This window comes from Enterobacter sp. UPMP2052 (assembly GCF_053709675.1).
Genome location: NZ_JBSKJR010000005.1, coordinates 106,645 through 124,733, shown reverse-complemented (window position 1 = coordinate 124,733; position 18,089 = coordinate 106,645). Strand labels below are relative to the sequence as shown.

At 58.0% G+C, this 18,089-nt stretch carries 12 protein-coding genes; 5 read left to right on the top strand and 7 right to left on the bottom strand.

The window, feature by feature from the left end; genetic code table 11:
• Positions 1–33 precede the first annotated feature (33 nt).
• Positions 34–807, bottom strand: coding sequence for a pimeloyl-ACP methyl ester esterase BioH (gene bioH, locus ACWKX3_RS15460; protein ID WP_454542054.1), 774 nt, complete (start codon positions 805–807; stop codon positions 34–36).
• A 35-nt stretch (positions 808–842) separates the two neighbouring features.
• Here bioH and gntX point away from each other — a divergent pair, with 35 nt between their 5' ends.
• The 3 genes from gntX (at position 843) to gntT (ending at position 3,841) form a co-directional block, all read left to right on the top strand.
• Positions 843–1,526, top strand: a complete 684-nt coding sequence (gene gntX / locus ACWKX3_RS15455; RefSeq protein ID WP_101738420.1) for a DNA utilization protein GntX — start codon at positions 843–845, stop codon at positions 1,524–1,526.
• A gap of 61 nt (positions 1,527–1,587) precedes the next feature.
• Positions 1,588–2,163, top strand: a complete 576-nt coding sequence (gene nfuA / locus ACWKX3_RS15450; protein WP_006177899.1) for a Fe-S biogenesis protein NfuA — start codon at positions 1,588–1,590, stop codon at positions 2,161–2,163.
• Between the two features lie 361 nt (positions 2,164–2,524).
• Positions 2,525–3,841, top strand: coding sequence for a gluconate transporter (gntT, locus tag ACWKX3_RS15445; RefSeq protein ID WP_006177901.1), 1,317 nt, complete (start codon positions 2,525–2,527; stop codon positions 3,839–3,841).
• Positions 3,842–3,927: 86 nt separating this feature from the next.
• Here the strand turns inward: gntT and malQ are convergent, their stop codons facing one another.
• Positions 3,928–6,009, bottom strand: a complete 2,082-nt coding sequence (malQ, locus tag ACWKX3_RS15440) for a 4-alpha-glucanotransferase (RefSeq protein ID WP_153682119.1) — start codon at positions 6,007–6,009, stop codon at positions 3,928–3,930.
• A gap of 9 nt (positions 6,010–6,018) precedes the next feature.
• On the bottom strand, positions 6,019–8,412 hold the full coding sequence (gene malP / locus ACWKX3_RS15435; protein WP_088209229.1) for a maltodextrin phosphorylase: 2,394 nt from the start codon (positions 8,410–8,412) through the stop codon (positions 6,019–6,021).
• Between the two features lie 585 nt (positions 8,413–8,997).
• On the opposite strand from malP, the gene malT reads away from it, so the two are divergent.
• Positions 8,998–11,703, top strand: a complete 2,706-nt coding sequence (gene malT, locus ACWKX3_RS15430) for an HTH-type transcriptional regulator MalT (RefSeq protein ID WP_006177905.1) — start codon at positions 8,998–9,000, stop codon at positions 11,701–11,703.
• 62 nt (positions 11,704–11,765) lie between these two features.
• Here the strand turns inward: malT and ACWKX3_RS15425 are convergent, their stop codons facing one another.
• From ACWKX3_RS15425 to glpE, 3 genes are read right to left on the bottom strand one after another with little or no spacing between them, the layout of a single operon-like run.
• On the bottom strand, positions 11,766–12,524 hold the full coding sequence (locus ACWKX3_RS15425) for a DeoR/GlpR family transcriptional regulator (RefSeq protein ID WP_006177906.1): 759 nt from the start codon (positions 12,522–12,524) through the stop codon (positions 11,766–11,768).
• 15 nt (positions 12,525–12,539) lie between these two features.
• Positions 12,540–13,370, bottom strand: coding sequence for a rhomboid family intramembrane serine protease GlpG (gene glpG / locus ACWKX3_RS15420; RefSeq protein WP_006177907.1), 831 nt, complete (start codon positions 13,368–13,370; stop codon positions 12,540–12,542).
• Positions 13,371–13,417: 47 nt separating this feature from the next.
• Positions 13,418–13,750, bottom strand: a complete 333-nt coding sequence (gene glpE, locus ACWKX3_RS15415) for a thiosulfate sulfurtransferase GlpE (protein WP_006177908.1) — start codon at positions 13,748–13,750, stop codon at positions 13,418–13,420.
• A gap of 286 nt (positions 13,751–14,036) precedes the next feature.
• On the opposite strand from glpE, the gene glpD reads away from it, so the two are divergent.
• On the top strand, positions 14,037–15,545 hold the full coding sequence (gene glpD / locus ACWKX3_RS15410; protein WP_153682118.1) for a glycerol-3-phosphate dehydrogenase: 1,509 nt from the start codon (positions 14,037–14,039) through the stop codon (positions 15,543–15,545).
• 85 nt (positions 15,546–15,630) lie between these two features.
• On the opposite strand, the gene glgP is transcribed toward glpD, so the two are convergent.
• The gene (glgP, locus tag ACWKX3_RS15405; protein ID WP_006177911.1) at positions 15,631–18,078 is read right to left on the bottom strand and encodes a glycogen phosphorylase; all 2,448 of its coding nucleotides are present in this window, start codon (positions 18,076–18,078) and stop codon (positions 15,631–15,633) included.
• Positions 18,079–18,089: the final 11 nt, after the last annotated feature.

Genomic DNA, 18,089 nt, shown 5'->3' with positions numbered 1-18,089 from the left:
TGCGGCATTTTTGCCAGGCGGGTGAGAAATCAGTCAGGCCACACGTTGACGTAGCGCAACGAGCGCAGACACGATCTCCTCAGGATGAGAGATAAACGGCGCATGGGCGGCTTTCGCCACCACCAGCGATTCACTTTCCGGCCAAAGCGCATCAAGCAGAGGAACAACTTTGCGCGGCACCAGGCCATCAAGATAGCCGTAGATCCTCAGATGCGGCAGCGCCAGTGAGGCAAGCGGTTCACGCAGATCGACCGTTCTCAGGATTTCCAGCCCGCCGTTGAGGACCGCCACGTCTGGCATCGGCAGAGAGAGCACGGTCTGTTTCAGCGTACGCGCATCCTGACGCGCCGTTTCCGTGCCCATCGTCTGTAGCGCCAGAAAACGCTCCACCGTGCGCTGGAAATCAGCGCTCAACTGCTGCTGGAACCCGGCCAACACCTCCGGTTTGATCCCCGGCCATGCATCATGCGCGCTGAAACAGGGCGACGAGGCCACGGTGACCAGCGCCTGCACGCGTTCGAGATGGGTAAGCGCAATCTGGCTCGCCACCAGCCCGCCCAGGCTCCAGCCCAGCCAGATGGCGTTTTGCGGCGCCGCGTCCAGGACCTCGTTTGCCATCTCAGCAAGCGTCATCGCACCATAGCCGCTGCTGCGGCCATAGCCGGGCAGATCCACCAGATGCAGTGTAAAATGCGAGGCCAGTTCCTCACTTACGCAACGCCATACTTCGGCGTTCAGTCCCCATCCGTGCAGCAGCACAAGATGACAATTTCCCGTCCCAACGGTCTGCCACCACAGCGTCTTCATCAGCTATCGTTCTCTTTTTGACATGGAGGTTGTCTATGCTAACAGCGCCCGGCTTGTGCTGGCTATGCCGAATGCCGCTTACGCTGAGCGGATGGGGCATCTGTTCTGTCTGTACGCGCTCGCTGCAAGGGCGTATCAGCGGCTGCCCGCAATGTGGTTTACCGGCGACTAGCCCGCAGCTCCCGTGCGGCCGCTGCCTGAAAAAACCGCCGCCGTGGTGTGCCCTGGTGGCAGTAGACCACTACGTTCCGCCCCTGAGCGGTCTGATTCATTCCCTGAAGTTTTCCAGTCAGAGTTCGTTGGCGCGCCCCCTCGCACGTCTGCTGCTGCTGGCGCTTTTACAGGCGCGACGCACGCGCCAGCTACCGGGCGTGGACATGATCATGAACGTGCCCCTGTATCGCCGTCGCCACTGGCGGCGAGGCTACAACCAAAGCGACCTGCTTTGCCGTCCGCTCGCCCACTGGCTCGGGTGTCGTTACCCTGCCTCAGCATTAACGCGCGTTCAGGCCACCGCGACCCAGCACCGGCTCAACGCGCGGCTGCGCAAACGAAACCTGAAAAATGCCTTTCGCCTTGAATTGCCGGTCAACGGCCTCCATATCGCGCTGGTGGATGATGTCGTCACCACGGGCAGCACCGTCGCCGAACTTTCACGGCTGCTTTTGCAAAGCGGCGCCGCGTCGGTTCAGGTATGGTGTCTGTGCCGTACCTTGTAGCCCTTCTTCAATGGGCGTATGATTATACCCAGGTAATTTAGTCAACTATTAGGCCAAAGCTATGATCCGTATTTCCGATTCTGCACAAGCGCACTTTGCCAAACTGCTGGCAAATCAGGAAGAAGGGACGCAGATCCGCGTGTTTGTGATCAATCCAGGCACTCCGAATGCAGAATGTGGTGTCTCTTATTGTCCACCGGACGCCGTGGAAGCAACCGACACTGCCCTTAAATTTGAGCAGCTCACGGCCTATGTCGATGAGCTGAGCGCGCCGTATCTTGAGGATGCGGAGATTGATTTTGTCACAGACCAGCTGGGTTCCCAGCTGACCCTGAAAGCACCGAACGCGAAAATGCGTAAAGTGTCTGACGATGCTCCGCTGATGGAACGCGTGGAGTACATGTTGCAGTCCCAGATTAACCCACAGCTGGCCGGCCACGGTGGTCGCGTCACCCTGATGGAAATCACCGAAGATGGCCTGGCTATTCTTCAGTTCGGCGGCGGCTGTAACGGCTGTTCCATGGTTGACGTGACGCTGAAAGAAGGGATCGAGAAGCAGCTGCTGAACGAGTTCCCTGAACTGAAAGGCGTGCGTGACCTGACCGAACACCAGCGCGGCGAGCACTCTTACTACTAAGCCGTCTGCCTTTGCCCGGTGGCGCTGCGCTTACCGGGCCTACAGTGACGCTGCACATTTTGATTCGTAAGCCGGGTAAGGCGAAGCCGCCGCCCGGCTTTTGTTTGCCCGCCTCTCCCCTCTGTATATGTTGACCTGCGTCTCATTATTCAAATTTTGCCTGCCTGGGTGATTCTCAATCACGTCATGTTACCCGTATCATTCCTGCGGACACTAAACATACCCATAACAGCCGACTAAACTTAATCGTTTCACAGGCGACCGTATTAGTGCCGTTAACGCTCTGTTCCCAGTTGGGACAATCGGAATTTGTCGTTGAAACAATGACGTTACCCATAACAATTCAAAGGCCAGGTAAATCATGCCATTAGTCATCGTCGCTATCGGTGTTGTGTTATTACTGCTCTTGATGATCCGTTTCAAACTGAACGGATTTATCGCTCTGGTTCTGGTGGCACTTGCAGTCGGTCTGATGCAAGGCATGCCGCTGGTAAAAGTTATCAGCTCAATTAAAGCCGGCGTCGGCGGCACGCTCGGCAGCCTGGCGTTGATCATGGGCTTTGGTGCCATGCTCGGCAAAATGCTGGCGGACTGCGGTGGCGCGCAGCGTATTGCCACCACGCTGATTGCCAAATTCGGCAAACAGCACATTCAGTGGGCGGTGGTATTAACCGGTTTTACCGTCGGTTTCGCGCTGTTCTATGAGGTGGGCTTCGTCCTGATGTTGCCATTGGTGTTCACCATCGCGGCGGCGGCCAACATCCCATTACTGTTCGTCGGTGTGCCAATGGCGGCTGCGCTGTCCGTGACCCACGGCTTCCTGCCTCCGCACCCGGGCCCAACCGCTATCGCGACCATCTTCCACGCCGATATGGGTAAAACCCTGCTGTTCGGTACCATCCTGGCGATCCCGACCGTGATTCTGGCCGGTCCGGTATTTGCCCGCTTCCTGAAAGGCATTGATAAGCCGATCCCGGAAGGTCTCTACAGCGCCAAAACCTTCACCGAAGAGGAGATGCCTGGCTTTGGCGTCAGCGTCTGGACCTCGCTGGTGCCGGTGATCCTGATGGCGATGCGCGCGATTGCCGAGATGGTTCTGCCGAAAGGTCACGCGTTCCTGAGCGTGGCGGAGTTCCTGGGCGACCCGGTCATGGCGACGCTGATTGCCGTTCTGATTGCGATGTTCACCTTCGGCCTGAACCGTGGCCGTTCAATGGACCAGATCAACGACACGCTGACCTCGTCCATCAAAATCATCGCCATGATGCTGCTGATCATCGGCGGTGGCGGTGCGTTCAAGCAGGTTCTGGTCGACAGCGGCGTGGACAAATACATTGCGTCCATGATGCATGCCACCAACCTGTCCCCACTGTTTATGGCATGGTTTATCGCAGCCGTTCTGCGTATCGCGCTGGGTTCCGCAACCGTTGCGGCCATCACGGCCGGTGGCATCGTGGCACCGCTGATCGCCACCACGGGCGTCAGCCCGGAGCTGATGGTTATCGCGGTAGGTTCCGGCAGCGTGATTTTCTCCCACGTCAACGATCCGGGCTTCTGGCTGTTCAAGGAGTACTTCAACCTGACGATCGGTGAGACCATCAAGTCCTGGTCCATGCTGGAAACCATTATCTCCGTGTGCGGCCTGGTCGGGGTTCTGCTGCTGAATATGGCTATCTGATGTAAAAAAGCCGGGTGGCGCTAACGCTTACCCGGCCTACATTCTATTCCCTCTCCCTTTGGGAGAGGGTTAGGGTGAGGGAAAAATCACCGCTTCTTAGTTAACGCTCTTCTGCGCTTATCCAGATCTTTAATCAGCCTGTTCACCCCGTCATCAGTAAACATCGCTTCCAGACCCACAGAAAGCTTGCGTCGCCAGTTCTTGTACTGATAGCTGGTCCCCGGGATGTTTACCGGCTCCGCCATATCAATCCAGTCCTCCGGCTGTAGACCCAGCAACGCGCTGTTGCTGTCGGCAATATAGCGCTGTAACCCGCGGTTGAGCGTGGACGTCATCGCCATCAGCGATGCCTTATGCCCGGCGCGTTTCGGCAGACAGCCGTGCTTGTGCAGCGCATCCAGCAGCCCCTGTTTCGCCAGCTCGCGATCCTGGTACAGACCGCGTAAAACCACCTCATCCGGATACAGCCCCAGCGTTTTGCCGAGCGTCAGGTCGCCGCTTTCCCAGTAGCCACGAAGCGTAGGAAGGTCATGCGTCGTCGCGACTGCCATTGACTGTTCCGGGTACGCTTTCGGCGCGCGGAAGGTTTTCTCATGGTCGCTCTCAAAATAAAGCACTTTGTAGGAATACACGCCGCTGTCGCGCAGCTTGCTGACGATTTCCACCGGCACGGTACCGAGATCTTCGCCGATCACCATACACTGATGACGTTTACTCTCCAGCGCCAGGATCGACAACAGATCGTCCACCGGGTACTGCACGTATGCTCCGTGATCGGCCGTTTCACCGTACGGGATCCACCACAGGCGCAGCACCGACATAACATGGTCAATGCGCAGCGCGCCGCAGTTCTGCATATTCGCGCGCAGCAGATCGATGAACGGCTGGTAGGCGCGAGCGGCCATGACGTGCGGATCCATCGGCGGCAGACCCCAGTTCTGGCCCAGCGGGCCGAGGATGTCCGGCGGCGCGCCCACGGAGGCTTTCAGGCAGTAAAGCTCGCGGTCGCACCAGGTTTCCGCCCCGCCCTCTGCCACGCCAACCGCCAGATCACGGTACAGGCCAATCGGCATGTTATAGCCCTGGCTCACCTGCCAGCAGGCGGCAAACTGGCTGTACGCCAGCCACTGCAGCCAGAGGTAAAAATCCACTTCGTCGGCATATTTTTTACAGAAGGCTTTTACTTCTGGGGTATCCACCCGTTGATACGCCTTCGGCCATACCGGCCAGCCCCAGCGCATCTCGTCTTCCTTCACCTGGTAGGCGTGCAGCGCATCGAACGCCGCCTGCCAGTAAAGGCTCTCGCCCTCCCGGTCTACAAACTGACGGAAAGCGGCCATCTGCTCGTCATCGCGCTTCGCAAACCCCTTCCACGCCAGGCGCAGCGCGGCCATTTTCAGCGAGGTGACGGCAGAGTAGTCCACCCACTCGGCGTCGCGTGCCTGCTTCAGCATCTGCTGCGTGGTCTCCAGCCTCCACCACGCCTGCGCCTCTTTGCTGTTTTTGAAATCATCCAGCGCGTTAACGTCGATATAAATGACGTTTAGCCAGCGACGCGAAGACGGGCTGTACGGGCTGGCGCTTTCCGGGTTCGCCGGATAGAGCGCGTGGATTGGGTTGAGGCCGATAAACGCCCCGCCGCGCTCACCCACTGACGAGAGCATCTTTTTCAAATCGCCGAAGTCGCCGATGCCCCAGTTACTGTCGGAGCGCAGCGTGTAGAGCTGTACGCAGGCACCCCACAGCTTTTTGCCCTCCACCAGCGCCTGCGGCTCATAGCAGCGCTTCGGCGCAACGATCACCCGGCAGGCGAACGGCTTGGCATTCTGGGTGAGCGTTAACGTGTGGTAGCCCTCCGGCAGTTTTGCCGGAAGGGTAAAGCGTTTGCCGCCGGTGGCGTGGCCTGTGTGCACCTGCCCCGCTTCGGTAGTAAGCTGCCAGCTAAACTCGCCGCGCCCCTCCACCGTCAGCGACATTTTTTTGCCCGCGGTAAAGACCTTGACGTTCGGCACCGGGGAGGCCGACGCTTTCGCGCCGGTGTTGTGCATGGCATCCAGCAAACGTCTTTTGGTTTCAGCGCCAATAGACTGTGGTTTGCCGTGAGCATTAATGTAACTGAGGCTAATCCCCGCCGCCTGCGCGGCGCTATCCAGACGTTTACTCTCCATCGCGCTTCCTTAGCGTTTTGCCTGCCAGATACGAGCCTGATAGTCACGGATTGAGCGGTCAGAGCTGAACATGCCGCAGCGGGCGGTATTCAGGATACACGCGCGGGTCCAGGCCTCCTGGTCGCGGTACAGCACATCGACCTGCTTTTGCGCATCCACGTAGGCCGTGAAGTCCGCCATCACCAGGTACGGGTCGCCGCCCTGTTTGCCCATGCTGTGCAGCATCTGGTCGAACGCGTGCTTATCGCCGTCGCTGTATTTACCGCTCTCCAGCTCTTTCAGTACTGCATCCAGCACTTTGTCTTTTTTACGCCACTTCACCGGGTCGTAGCCTTTGGCTTTGATGGCTTTCACTTCTTCAACAGTATGGCCGAAGATAAAGATGTTCTCTTCCCCAACCTTCTCGGCGATTTCGACGTTCGCACCGTCCAGGGTGCCGACGGTCAGCGCGCCGTTCAGCGCGAGCTTCATGTTGCCCGTACCGGAGGCTTCTTTACCCGCCGTTGAGATCTGCTCAGAGATATCCGCCGCCGGGATCAGCATTTCCGCCGCCGAGACGCAGTAGTCCGGCAGGAACACCACCTTCAGCTTGTCGCCCACCTTCGGATCGTTGTTGATCGCCGCCGCAACCTTATTAATGGCGAGGATGATGTTTTTCGCCAGATAGTAGCCCGGCGCGGCTTTCGCACCGAACAGGAACACGCGCGGCACGCGGTCGGCCTGCGGGTTCTCGCGGATCTCCTTGTACAGCGCCAGAATGTGCAGCAGGTTCAGGTGCTGGCGCTTGTACTCGTGCAGGCGCTTAATCTGGATATCAAAAATAGCGTTCGGGTTGATCTCAATTCCGGTGCGCATCTTCACAAACGCCGCCAGGCGAACTTTGTTCTCCCGCTTGATGGCGCGGTACTGCTCGCGGAATTTGGCGTTGTCGGCCTGTTTTTCCAGACTGATGAGCTGGTCCAGATCGTTGGCCCACTCTTTCTTCAGCGTCTTGTCCAGCAGGCCCGCCAGCAGCGGGTTGCACTGCTTGATCCAGCGGCGCGGTGTAATGCCGTTGGTCACGTTGTGGAATTTGGTCGGCCACAGCTGGTGATATTCCGGGAACAGATCTTTCACCACCAGGTCGGAGTGCAGCGCCGCCACGCCGTTGACCGCAAAGCCGCTCACCACGCACATGTTCGCCATGCGCACCTGTTTGTCATACACCACGGCCAGCTTCGCCCAGACGGCGTTATCACCCGGCCATGTTTTCTCCACCAGCGTTTTAAACTGGTCGTTAATCGTGTTGATGATCTGCATGTGGCGCGGCAGCAGGGTTTTCACCAGCTTCTCATCCCAGCACTCCAGCGCTTCCGGCATCAGGGTGTGGTTGGTGTAGGCAAAGGTGCGGCTGGTAATCGCCCAGGCGTCATCCCAGCTCAGCTGATGCTCATCGATCAGCACGCGCAGCAGCTCAGGGATCGCAATCGTCGGGTGCGTGTCGTTGAGCTGAATCACTTCGAAGTCCGGCAACTGTGCCAGCTTACGGCCCGCCAGATGATGACGGCGCAGAATATCCGCCACGGAGCAGGCGCACTGGAAGTACTGCTGCATCAGGCGCAGCTTTTTACCCGCCAGATGGTTGTCGTTCGGGTAGAGCACTTTAGTCAGTTTTTCGGCGTCGATGCCCTGCTGCTCGGCACGCAGGAAATCGCCGTCGTTGAATTTGGTCAGGTTGAACGGATGCGCGTGCTTCGCCTGCCACAGGCGCAGCGGCTGTGAGACGCCGTTACGGTAACCGAGCACCGGCAGGTCCCAGGCTTCACCGGTAAGAGTAAACGCTGGCTCCCAGAGGCCTTGCTTCGAGACTTTCCCGCCAATGCCCACCTGCACATCCAGCTGCGCGTTGTGGCGGAACCACGGATAGGTGTTGCGATGCCAGTCGTCCGGCGCTTCCATCTGATGCCCGTCGGCGAACGACTGACGGAACAGGCCGTACTGATAGTTCAGGCCATAACCGATGGCCGACTGGCCGACGGTCGCCATGGAGTCGAGGAAGCAGGCCGCCAGACGCCCCAAACCGCCGTTGCCCAGCGCCGGGTCGGTCTCTTCTTCCAGCAGGTCGGTCAGGTTAACGTCGTGCTCTTTCAGCACATCGCCCACCTCCTGATACCAGCCGAGATTAAGAAGGTTGTTGCCGGTGAGGCGCCCAATCAGGAATTCCATCGAAATATAGTTCACGTGACGCTGGCCTTTAACGGGCTTCGCCACCGGCTGAGCATCCAGTTGCTCTGCGAGCGCACCGCTCACCGCCTGCCACCACTGGTGGGGCGTCATTTCGTTTGCAGCATGAAGGCCAAAACGCTGCCACTGACGCGTCAGGGCAGCCTGAAATTGAGCTTTGTTGAAGGTAGGCTGTGACATAGGGAATCGGCATCCTGTAAAAAGAAAATTAACCACTGGCGCTAGTGTGCCTGGCTCATTACACCACTTCCTCCTCCCGTAAAGGATTAGCCAGGGAGGAGTAGCGGGGATGAGCAGAAAAGTGTGATCGAGGCCACTTTGCGCGCCAGGCGGCAGTGTGCGTTGAAGGCGAGAAGATAACCGGGAAGAGTGTCAAAAAAATGAAATGCCGTTTCGTAAGAAATTAATACACGTTGAAATGATTACTGACAGAGAATACGCTTTTTGCAATTAAGGGGTTTCTCAGAGAAGTATTACGCCTGCTGAACATTACCCAAACTTTATTAACGCGGGCGTGATTATCCCGTTATGAAACCCGTTTCAGCGTAAGCGCATGTCATGCAAACAATCCAGTATCCATGCGGCACGAGGGCCATTTTTAAAAAGTTCCGCCGCCTGCCGGAATGTTTTGTGACACAGTGCAAATTCAGAGGCACAAAACCCAGACATAACTTGCAATAGTTCTTCTATTCACCGACCTTATATCTATTAATTACGAAGCGCAAAAAAAATAAATTTCTCGTTCCCCACAGTGAAGTGAAAACTATGTTGATTCCGTCCAAATTAAGTCGCCCGGTTCGCCTCGACCACACGGTGGTCCGCGAGCGTCTGCTGGCTAAACTTTCCGGCGCGCATAATTTCCGACTGGCGCTGGTGACGAGCCCTGCAGGTTATGGAAAGACAACGCTCATTTCACAGTGGGCGGCGGGCAAAAGCGATCTCGGCTGGTACTCCCTTGATGAGGGCGATAACCAGCAGGAGCGTTTTGCCAGTTATTTAATTGCTGCCCTTCAGCAGGCCACCAACGGCCACTGCGTAGCCAGCGAAGTGATGGTGCAAAAACGCCAGTACGCCAGCCTGTCTTCCCTTTTCTCACAGCTCTTTATTGAACTGGCCGAATGGCATCGTCCGCTGTACGTGGTGATTGATGATTACCATCTGATCACCAACCCGGTTATTCATGAGTCGATGCGCTTTTTCCTGCGCCATCAGCCGGAAAATCTCACCCTGGTGGTGCTGTCGCGCAATTTACCGCAGCTCGGCATCGCAAACCTGCGCGTGCGCGATCAGCTTCTCGAGGTGGGCAGCCAGCAGCTGGCCTTTACCCATCAGGAAGCCAAACAGTTCTTTGACTGCCGCCTGACCTCCCCGATTGAAGCCTCCGAGAGCAGCCGTCTGTGCGATGACGTTGCCGGCTGGGCGACCGCCCTGCAGCTCATTGCCCTCTCTGCGCGACAAAATAACAGCCCGACGCATCAGTCCGCGCGTCGTCTGGCAGGCATCAATGCCAGCCATCTGTCGGATTATCTGGTGGACGAGGTGCTGGACAGCGTTGATCCCTCTACCCGTAACTTCCTGCTCAAAAGCTCCCTGCTGCGCTCCATGAACGACGCGCTGATTATGCGCGTCACCGGCACGGAAAACGGCCAGCTTCAGCTCGAAGAGATTGAACGTCAGGGACTCTTTCTGACGCGGATGGACGATCCCGGCGAATGGTTCAGCTATCACCCGCTGTTTGGTAGCTTCCTGCGCCAGCGCTGCCAGTGGGAGCTGGCCGCCGAACTGCCGCAGATCCACCGCGCCGCCGCCGAGAGCTGGATGGCTCAGGGCTTCCCAAGCGAGGCGATCCACCATGCGCTGGCCGCCGGTGATGCCAACATGCTGCGCGATATTCTGCTCAACCATGCGTGGGGGCTGTTTAACCACAGCGAACTGACGCTGCTTGAAGAGTCCTTAAAAGCGCTGCCGTGGGAAAGCCTGCTGGAAAACCCGCGCCTGGTGCTGCTGCAGGCCTGGCTGATGCAGAGCCAGCATCGCTACAGCGAAGTGAATACGCTGCTGGCGCGCGCCGAGCAGGAGATGGAAAGCGAGATGGACGCCACCCTGCACGGCGAGTTCAACGCGCTGCGCGCCCAGGTGGCTATCAACGATGGCGACCCGGAAGAGGCCGAACGTCTGGCGATGGTCGCGCTGGACGAACTGCCGCTGGCGAACTTCTACAGCCGCATTGTGGCGACCTCGGTACACGGTGAAGTGCTGCACTGCAAAGGCGACCTGACGCGCTCGCTGTCGCTGATGCAGCAAACCGAACAGATGGCGCGCCGCCATGACGTGTGGCATTACGCGCTGTGGAGCCTGATCCAGCAAAGCGAGATTTTATTTGCGCAGGGGTTCCTGCAGGCCGCCTGGGAGAACCAGGAGAAAGCCTTCCAGCTTATTCGTGAGCAGCATCTGGAACAGCTGCCGATGCACGAGTTCCTGCTGCGCATTCGCGCTCAGCTGCTGTGGGCGTGGTCACGTCTGGACGAGGCGGAAAGCGCCGCGCGTCAGGGCGTGAACGTGCTCTCCAGCTTCCAGCCGCAGCAGCAGCTGCAATGCCTGGCGCTGCTGGTGCAATGCTCGCTGGCGCGTGGGGATTTGGACAATGCGCGCAACCATCTTAACCGCCTGGAAAACCTGCTCGGCAACGGCCAGTACCACAGCGACTGGGTTTCCAACGCCGATAAGGTCCGGGTGATTTACTGGCAGATGACCGGCGACAAAAAATCCGCCGCCAACTGGCTGCGCCACACGCCGAAACCTGAATTTGCCAATAACCACTTCCTGCAAAGCCAGTGGCGAAACATTGCCCGCGTGCAGATCCTGCTCGGTGAATTTGAGCCTGCCGAAATTGTGCTGGAAGAGTTGAACGAAAACGCCCGCAGCCTGCGCCTGATGAGCGATCTGAACCGTAACCTGCTGCTGCTCAACCAGCTTTACTGGCAGGCGGGTCGCAAAAACGACGCGCAGCGCGTGCTGCTGGAAGCGCTGCAGCTGGCTAACCGTACCGGGTTTATCAGCCACTTTGTGATTGAGGGTGAAGTGATGGCGCAACAGCTGCGCCAGCTGATTCAGCTCAACACGCTGCCGGAGCTGGACCAGCACCGCGCCCAGCGCATTCTGCGTGAGATTAATCAGCACCATCGGCACAAGTTCGCCCATTTTGACGAGAACTTCGTCGAACGTTTGCTGAACCACCCTGAAGTGCCGGAACTTATCCGCACCAGTCCCCTTACCCAGCGTGAATGGCAGGTGCTGGGGCTGATCTATTCAGGGTACAGCAATGAGCAGATTGCCGGCGAGCTGGCCGTCGCGGCGACGACCATTAAGACGCACATCCGTAATCTGTATCAGAAGCTCGGCGTGGCGCATCGTCAGGATGCGGTGCAGCATGCGCAGCAGCTGCTGAAGATGATGGGGTATGGCGTGTAGGTTTTGTGCGGCCTGATGCCCTCACCCCGGCCCTCTCCCACAGGGAGAGGGAGAAAGACCGATCAACACAACTCTAACTGCAAATTATTATCTTTAATCACCTGCAACACGCCCGCCGGGGGCATCACGTCAGTGTAAAGCGCATTGACCATGCTGATGCTGCCCATATTCACCATCGCGTTTCGGCCAAACTTGGAGTGGTCCGCCACCAGCATCACGTGGCGTGAATTCTCAATGATCGCACGCTTGGTTCGGACTTCATGGTAATCAAACTCCAGCAGCGAGCCGTCGCTGTCGATACCGCTGATCCCCAGAATGCCGAAATCAAGGCGGAACTGAGAGATGAAATCGAGCGTCGCTTCGCCGATGATCCCGCCGTCGCGGCTGCGCAGTTCGCCACCCGCGAGAATGATGCGGAAATCATCTTTCTGCATCAGGGTATTGGCGACGTTCAGGTTGTTGGTGACCACGCGCAGGTTCTCGTGTTGCAGCAGCGCGTGCGCAACCGCCTCTGGCGTGGTACCGATATCAATAAACAGCGTCGCGCCGTTGGGGATCTGGCTGGCGACCTTACGCGCAATGCGCTCTTTCTCCGCCGTTTGTGTCGCCTTACGGTCGTGCCAGGAGGTGTTCACCGAGCTGGACGGCAGCGCCGCCCCACCGTGATGGCGCAGAATACGGCTTTGATCGGCCAGGTCATTTAAATCGCGACGAATGGTTTGCGGGCTGACGGCAAACTGCTCCACCAGCTCTTCGGTACTGACGTATCCCTGTTTTTTTACCAGTTCGATAATGGCGTCATGACGCTGCGTTTGTTTCATGAAATATCCCTGGAATTATGTTCGTTTTCGCGCATGGAGCGTGTCGGCGAAGGCCATCGCCAGCCCGACGGCCAGACCGGTGACGTGGGCACCGTTGGCAATGGACATACCAAACAGATCAAACCATCCGGCAATAAGCCATATTAACGCAAAGGCGATTAATCCGCGCTGCAGATAGATGCCGCTCTCCGGGTCGCGCTCGCCCCTGAGCCAGACGTACCCCATAAGGGCGTAGACCACGCCGGACAGGCCGCCGAACCATGGCCCGCTGAATTTATGCTGCACATAGCCGCTCAGCAGGGCGCTAATCACGGTAAGCACAATCAGCTTGCCGCTGCCCAGTCGCTTCTCAACGATACCGCCGAGGTACCACCACCACAGCAGGTTGAAGAGAATATGCATCACCGAGAAGTGCATCAGCGTATGGGTGAAGTAACGCCAGACGTCAAACTGCAGGGAGGGATCGTACGGCCACGCCAGCGCAAGCATCACGGGCTGGTCGCCGACCACGTTCATAATGATAAAGACCAGAATACAGGCCGCCATCAGCAGCAGCGTAAACGGCCCGGCGCGTTCGCGCAGCGTGGCGATAAAAGGAAAACGACGGTATTGCAGCCCGCTTCCCGTCTGGCCGGACTGCCAGCTCGCGGCGAGGTAGCGCGGGTCGGCGGGATTCTCAAGGAAACGCGCCAGCTCCTCGTTGACGCGCGCGGCCTGGCTTTCGTCGGCGAGCCAGACGTCGGTTTGCGTATGTTGCTGAAGGGTAAGGATAACGCCCTGCGTCGCCATATAGTCGACAAACGCCTGGGCGACGCGCGGGTTGGTAAAGGAGGTGATCATCAACATGGGCGGCGGTCGCTTATTTCCACACAAAAGAGGACAGTATAGCGAGATCAGCGCTCAAACGCGTACTCAACTTCTGCCGGGAAATGGCGATGCCAGGCATCGAAGCCGCCATCAACGCTGTACACCGCATCGTAACCCTGCTGAAGCAGGTACTGCGCCGCGCCTTTGCTGCTGTTGCCGTGGTAGCACATCACCATCACCGGCGTTTCGAAGTCGTTATCGCGCATAAACGCGCCCAGCGTGTCGTTGGTGAGATGGAACGCGCCCGGCGTATGGCCCATCGCAAAGCTCTGCGGATCGCGGATGTCCACCAGCACCGCTTTTCCCTGGTGCATCTTCTGGTGGGCTTCTTCTACGTTAATACATTCAAACTGATCCATGGTGTTCTCATCTTCTGTTCAGGTGGGGCGCGGTTTTTCCCCTCACCCTGCCCTCTCCCACGGGGAGAGGGAAAGGGATCCCCCTCTCCCCGTGGGAGAGGGTTGGGGTGAGGGCATCAAGCCGCACTATTTTACCCCGTAGTGTACGTCCTGGCGGCGGGTAAACGCCATTATGTTATCCATATCACTCTAAATTGTTTTTTTGATGTTACCAAAGGCGCGTTCCTTTGCTATTATGAGCGATATCGAACATTTCTGAGCTTTAACGAAAGTGCATGAGGGTGTTATGGAAACCAAAGATCTGATTGTGATAGGCGGGGGCATCAACGGTGCCGGTATTGCGGTTGATGCCGCAGGACGCGGTTTATCCGTGCTGATGCTGGAAGCTAACGATCTCGCCTGCGCGACGTCGTCCGCCAGCTCCAAACTGATTCATGGCGGCCTGCGCTACCTGGAACACTACGAATTCCGTCTGGTCAGTGAAGCCTTAGCTGAACGCGAAGTGCTGCTGAAGATGGCGCCGCATCTGGCGATCCCGATGCGCTTTCGTCTGCCGCATCGCCCGCATCTGCGCCCGGCGTGGATGATCCGCATCGGCCTGTTTATGTACGATCATCTCGGCAAACGCACCAGCCTGCCGGGATCGAATGGCTTGCGTTTTGGCTCAGAATCGGTCCTGAAACCTGAAATCGTGCGCGGATTCGAATATTCCGACTGCTGGGTGGACGATGCGCGTCTGGTACTGGCCAATGCGCAAATGGTCGAGAAGAAAGGCGGCGAGGTGAAAACCCGCACCCGCGCTACCGCGGCTCGCCGTGAAAACGGCCTGTGGATTGTGGAAGCGGAAGACGTGGATACCGGCGAGAAATTCAGCTGGAAAGCGCGCGGTCTGGTGAACGCCACTGGTCCGTGGGTGAAACAGTTCTTTGATGACGGTATGCACCTGCCTTCGCCTTACGGTATCCGCCTGATTAAAGGCAGCCACATCGTTGTGCCGCGCGTCCATACGCAGAAGCAGGCGTATATCCTGCAGAACGAAGACAAGCGCATCGTGTTTGTGATCCCGTGGATGGATGAGTTCTCCATCATCGGCACCACCGACGTGGAGTACAAAGGCGATCCGAAACACGTCGAGATCGACGAGAGCGAAGTGAACTACCTGCTGAAGGTCTATAACGCGCACTTTAAGAAACAGCTGGCGCGTGATGACGTGGTCTGGACCTACTCCGGCGTGCGTCCGCTGTGCGATGACGAATCCGATTCGCCGCAGGCCATCACCCGCGATTACACGCTCGATATTCATGACGTGGACGGCCAGGCTCCGCTGCTGTCGGTCTTTGGCGGCAAGCTCACCACCTACCGCAAGCTGGCCGAGCACGCGCTGGAAAAACTGGCCCCGTACTATAAAGGCATCGGCCCGGCATGGACTAAAGAGGCGGTACTGCCCGGCGGTGATATTGGCGATAACCGCGATGATTTCGCGGCGAAGCTGCGCCGTCGCTATCCGTTCATTACCGAAGGTATGGCGCGCCACTACGCCCGTACGTATGGCAGCAATACCGACCTGATCCTCGGTGACGCGAAAACGCTGGCGGATCTGGGCGAGCATTTCGGCCATGAGCTGTACGAAGCCGAGCTGCGCTATCTGGTGGAGCACGAATGGGTGCGCCGTCTGGAAGATGCCATCTGGCGTCGTACCAAAGAAGGGATGTGGCTTAACGCCGAGGAGCAGTCGCGCGTGGCGCAGTGGCTGGCACAACATGCGGGAAAGCGTGAGTTGTCACTCGCGTCCTGATGTAAAAAGCCGGGTGGCGGCTCCGCCTTACCCGGCCTACTCTATCCCGTAGGCCCGGTAAGCGCAGCGCCACCGGGCAATGCTTTTACAACCGCACCGGATCAATATGCCAGATGGTGTCGGCATACTCCTTGATGGTTCTGTCCGACGAGAAATACCCCATGTTGGCGATGTTATGCATCGCGGCGCTGGTCCACTTCTCCTGCTGGCGATACAGATCGTCCACTTTATCCTGGCAATCCACGTAGCTGCGGTAATCCGCCAGCACCTGATAGTGGTCGCCGAAGTTAATCAGCGAATCCACCAGGTCACGGTAGCGGCCCGGCTCGTCAGGGTTAAAGAGACCGGTCGCGATTTGCGTCAGCACCTGTCGCAGCTCCTCGTCCTGCTCGTAATACTCACGCGGCTGGTAGCCCTGCCTGCGCAGCGCCTCCACCTCTTCCGTGGTGTTACCGAAGATAAAGATATTCTCCGCGCCCACATGCTCCAGCATCTCGACGTTGGCACCGTCCAGCGTGCCGATGGTCAGCGCGCCGTTCAGGGCAAACTTCATGTTACTGGTCCCGGAAGCCTCCGTTCCCGCCGTGGAAATCTGCTCGGAGAGATCCGCCGCCGGAATGATCATCTGCGCCAGGCTCACGCTGTAGTTGGGGATAAAGACCACCTTCAGCTTGTCGCCAATGACCGGATCGGTGTTGATCACCTTCGCCACATCATTGATAAGATGAATAATGTGCTTCGCCATGTAATACGCCGACGCGGCTTTACCGGCGAAGATTTTCACGCGCGGCACCCAGTCGGCGGTGGGATCCGCCTTGATGCGGTTGTAGTGGGTGATGACGTGCAGCACGTTCATCAGCTGACGTTTGTATTCGTGGATACGCTTGATTTGAACGTCGAACAGCGCCTTCGGATTAGCCACAACGTTCAGGTGCATAGCCAGCCAGACCGACAGACGCTTCTTGTTCAGCAGCTTCGCTTCGCGCACCGCTTTGTTCACCGTCGGAAAATCGATGTGCTGCTCTAACTCGCTCAGTTGGCTCAAATCGGTGCGCCAGGTGCGGCCAATGTTCTGGTCCAGCACGCCGGATAACGGATGGTTCGCCAGCGCCAGCCAGCGCCGCGGCGTTACGCCGTTGGTCACGTTGCAGAAGCGCGTTGGGAAGATTTTGGCAAAATCAGCAAACAGCGACTGTACCATCAGGTTCGAGTGCAGCTCGGACACCCCATTGACCTTGTGGCTGATCACCACCGCCAGCCAGGCCATGCGCACGCGGCGACCGTTGGACTCATCGATGATCGACGCGCGGCTCAGCAGGCCGGTGTCGTTCGGATACTGCTCCTGCAACGTCTTCAGGAAGTAGTCGTTAATCTCGAAGATGATCTGCAGATGGCGCGGCAGGATTTTACCGAGCATATCCACCGGCCAGGTCTCCAGCGCTTCGCTCATCAGCGTATGGTTGGTGTAGGAGAACACCTGGCAGGTCACCTCGAACGCCTCGTCCCAGCTGAACTTATGTTCGTCAATCAGCAGACGCATCAGCTCAGGAATCGACAGCACCGGATGGGTGTCGTTGAGGTGAATCGCGATTTTATCCGCAAGGTTGGCGTAGGTTTTGTGCAGCTGATGGTGACGGCTGAGGATGTCCTGGATCGTCGAAGAAACGAGGAAATACTCCTGACGCAGGCGCAGCTCACGCCCTGAGTAGGTTGAGTCGTCCGGATAGAGCACGCGGGACACGTTCTCGGAGTGGTTTTTATCTTCCACCGCCGCGAAGTAGTCGCCCTGGTTGAACTTACCGAGGTTGATCTCGCTACTCGCCTGGGCGCTCCACAGGCGCAGCGTGTTGGTAGCATCGGTATCGTAGCCGGGGATGATCTGGTCATAGGCCACGGCGAGGATCTCTTCGGTTTCGACCCAGCGGGAGCGTTTACCCTCCTGCTGAATACGTCCGCCGAAGCGCACCTTGTAGCGCGTGTTGTGGCGTTTGAACTCCCACGGGTTGCCGTACTCCAGCCAGTAGTCCGGGGACTCCTTCTGACGCCCGTCAACGATGTTCTGTTTGAACATCCCGTAGTCATAGCGAATGCCGTAACCGCGCCCCGGCAGCGCCAGGGTCGCCAGCGAGTCGAGGAAGCAGGCGGCAAGACGCCCCAGGCCGCCGTTGCCGAGGCCGGGGTCGTTCTCTTCGTCGATCAGCTCTTCCAGGTCCAGCCCCATCTCTTCGAGCGCGTTTTTCACGTCTTCATAGATACCGAGCGACAGCAGCGCGTTAGACAGGGTACGGCCAATCAAAAATTCCATCGACAGGTAGTAAACCTGCCGCGTTTCCTGCGAAAGCTGAGCGCGGTTGGAGCGCAGCCAGCGTTCGACCATGCGGTCACGCACGGCAAACAGCGTGGCGTTCAGCCACTCGTGTTTGTTGGCGATAACCGGATCTTTCCCGATGGTGAACATCAGCTTATAGGCGATGGAGTGCTTTAACGCCTCAACGCTGAGTGTCGGTGAAGAGTAGCTAAAAGGAGCGTTCATATCTGTCACTT

Bases quoted from the DNA above. Each gene is read 5' to 3' on its own strand.
- malT (WP_006177905.1), top strand. From the start codon at position 8,998: ATGTTGATTCCGTCCAAATTAAGTCGCCCGGTTCGCCTCGACCACACG.
- nfuA (WP_006177899.1), top strand. From the start codon at position 1,588: ATGATCCGTATTTCCGATTCTGCACAAGCGCACTTTGCCAAACTGCTG.
- bioH (WP_454542054.1), bottom strand. From the start codon at position 807: ATGAAGACGCTGTGGTGGCAGACCGTTGGGACGGGAAATTGTCATCTT.
- ACWKX3_RS15425 (WP_006177906.1), bottom strand. From the start codon at position 12,524: ATGAAACAAACGCAGCGTCATGACGCCATTATCGAACTGGTAAAAAAA.
- glpE (WP_006177908.1), bottom strand. From the start codon at position 13,750: ATGGATCAGTTTGAATGTATTAACGTAGAAGAAGCCCACCAGAAGATG.
- gntX (WP_101738420.1), top strand. From the start codon at position 843: ATGCTAACAGCGCCCGGCTTGTGCTGGCTATGCCGAATGCCGCTTACG.
- glgP (WP_006177911.1), bottom strand. From the start codon at position 18,078: ATGAACGCTCCTTTTAGCTACTCTTCACCGACACTCAGCGTTGAGGCG.
- glpD (WP_153682118.1), top strand. From the start codon at position 14,037: ATGGAAACCAAAGATCTGATTGTGATAGGCGGGGGCATCAACGGTGCC.
- malQ (WP_153682119.1), bottom strand. From the start codon at position 6,009: ATGGAGAGTAAACGTCTGGATAGCGCCGCGCAGGCGGCGGGGATTAGC.
- glpG (WP_006177907.1), bottom strand. From the start codon at position 13,370: ATGTTGATGATCACCTCCTTTACCAACCCGCGCGTCGCCCAGGCGTTT.
- malP (WP_088209229.1), bottom strand. From the start codon at position 8,412: ATGTCACAGCCTACCTTCAACAAAGCTCAATTTCAGGCTGCCCTGACG.
- gntT (WP_006177901.1), top strand. From the start codon at position 2,525: ATGCCATTAGTCATCGTCGCTATCGGTGTTGTGTTATTACTGCTCTTG.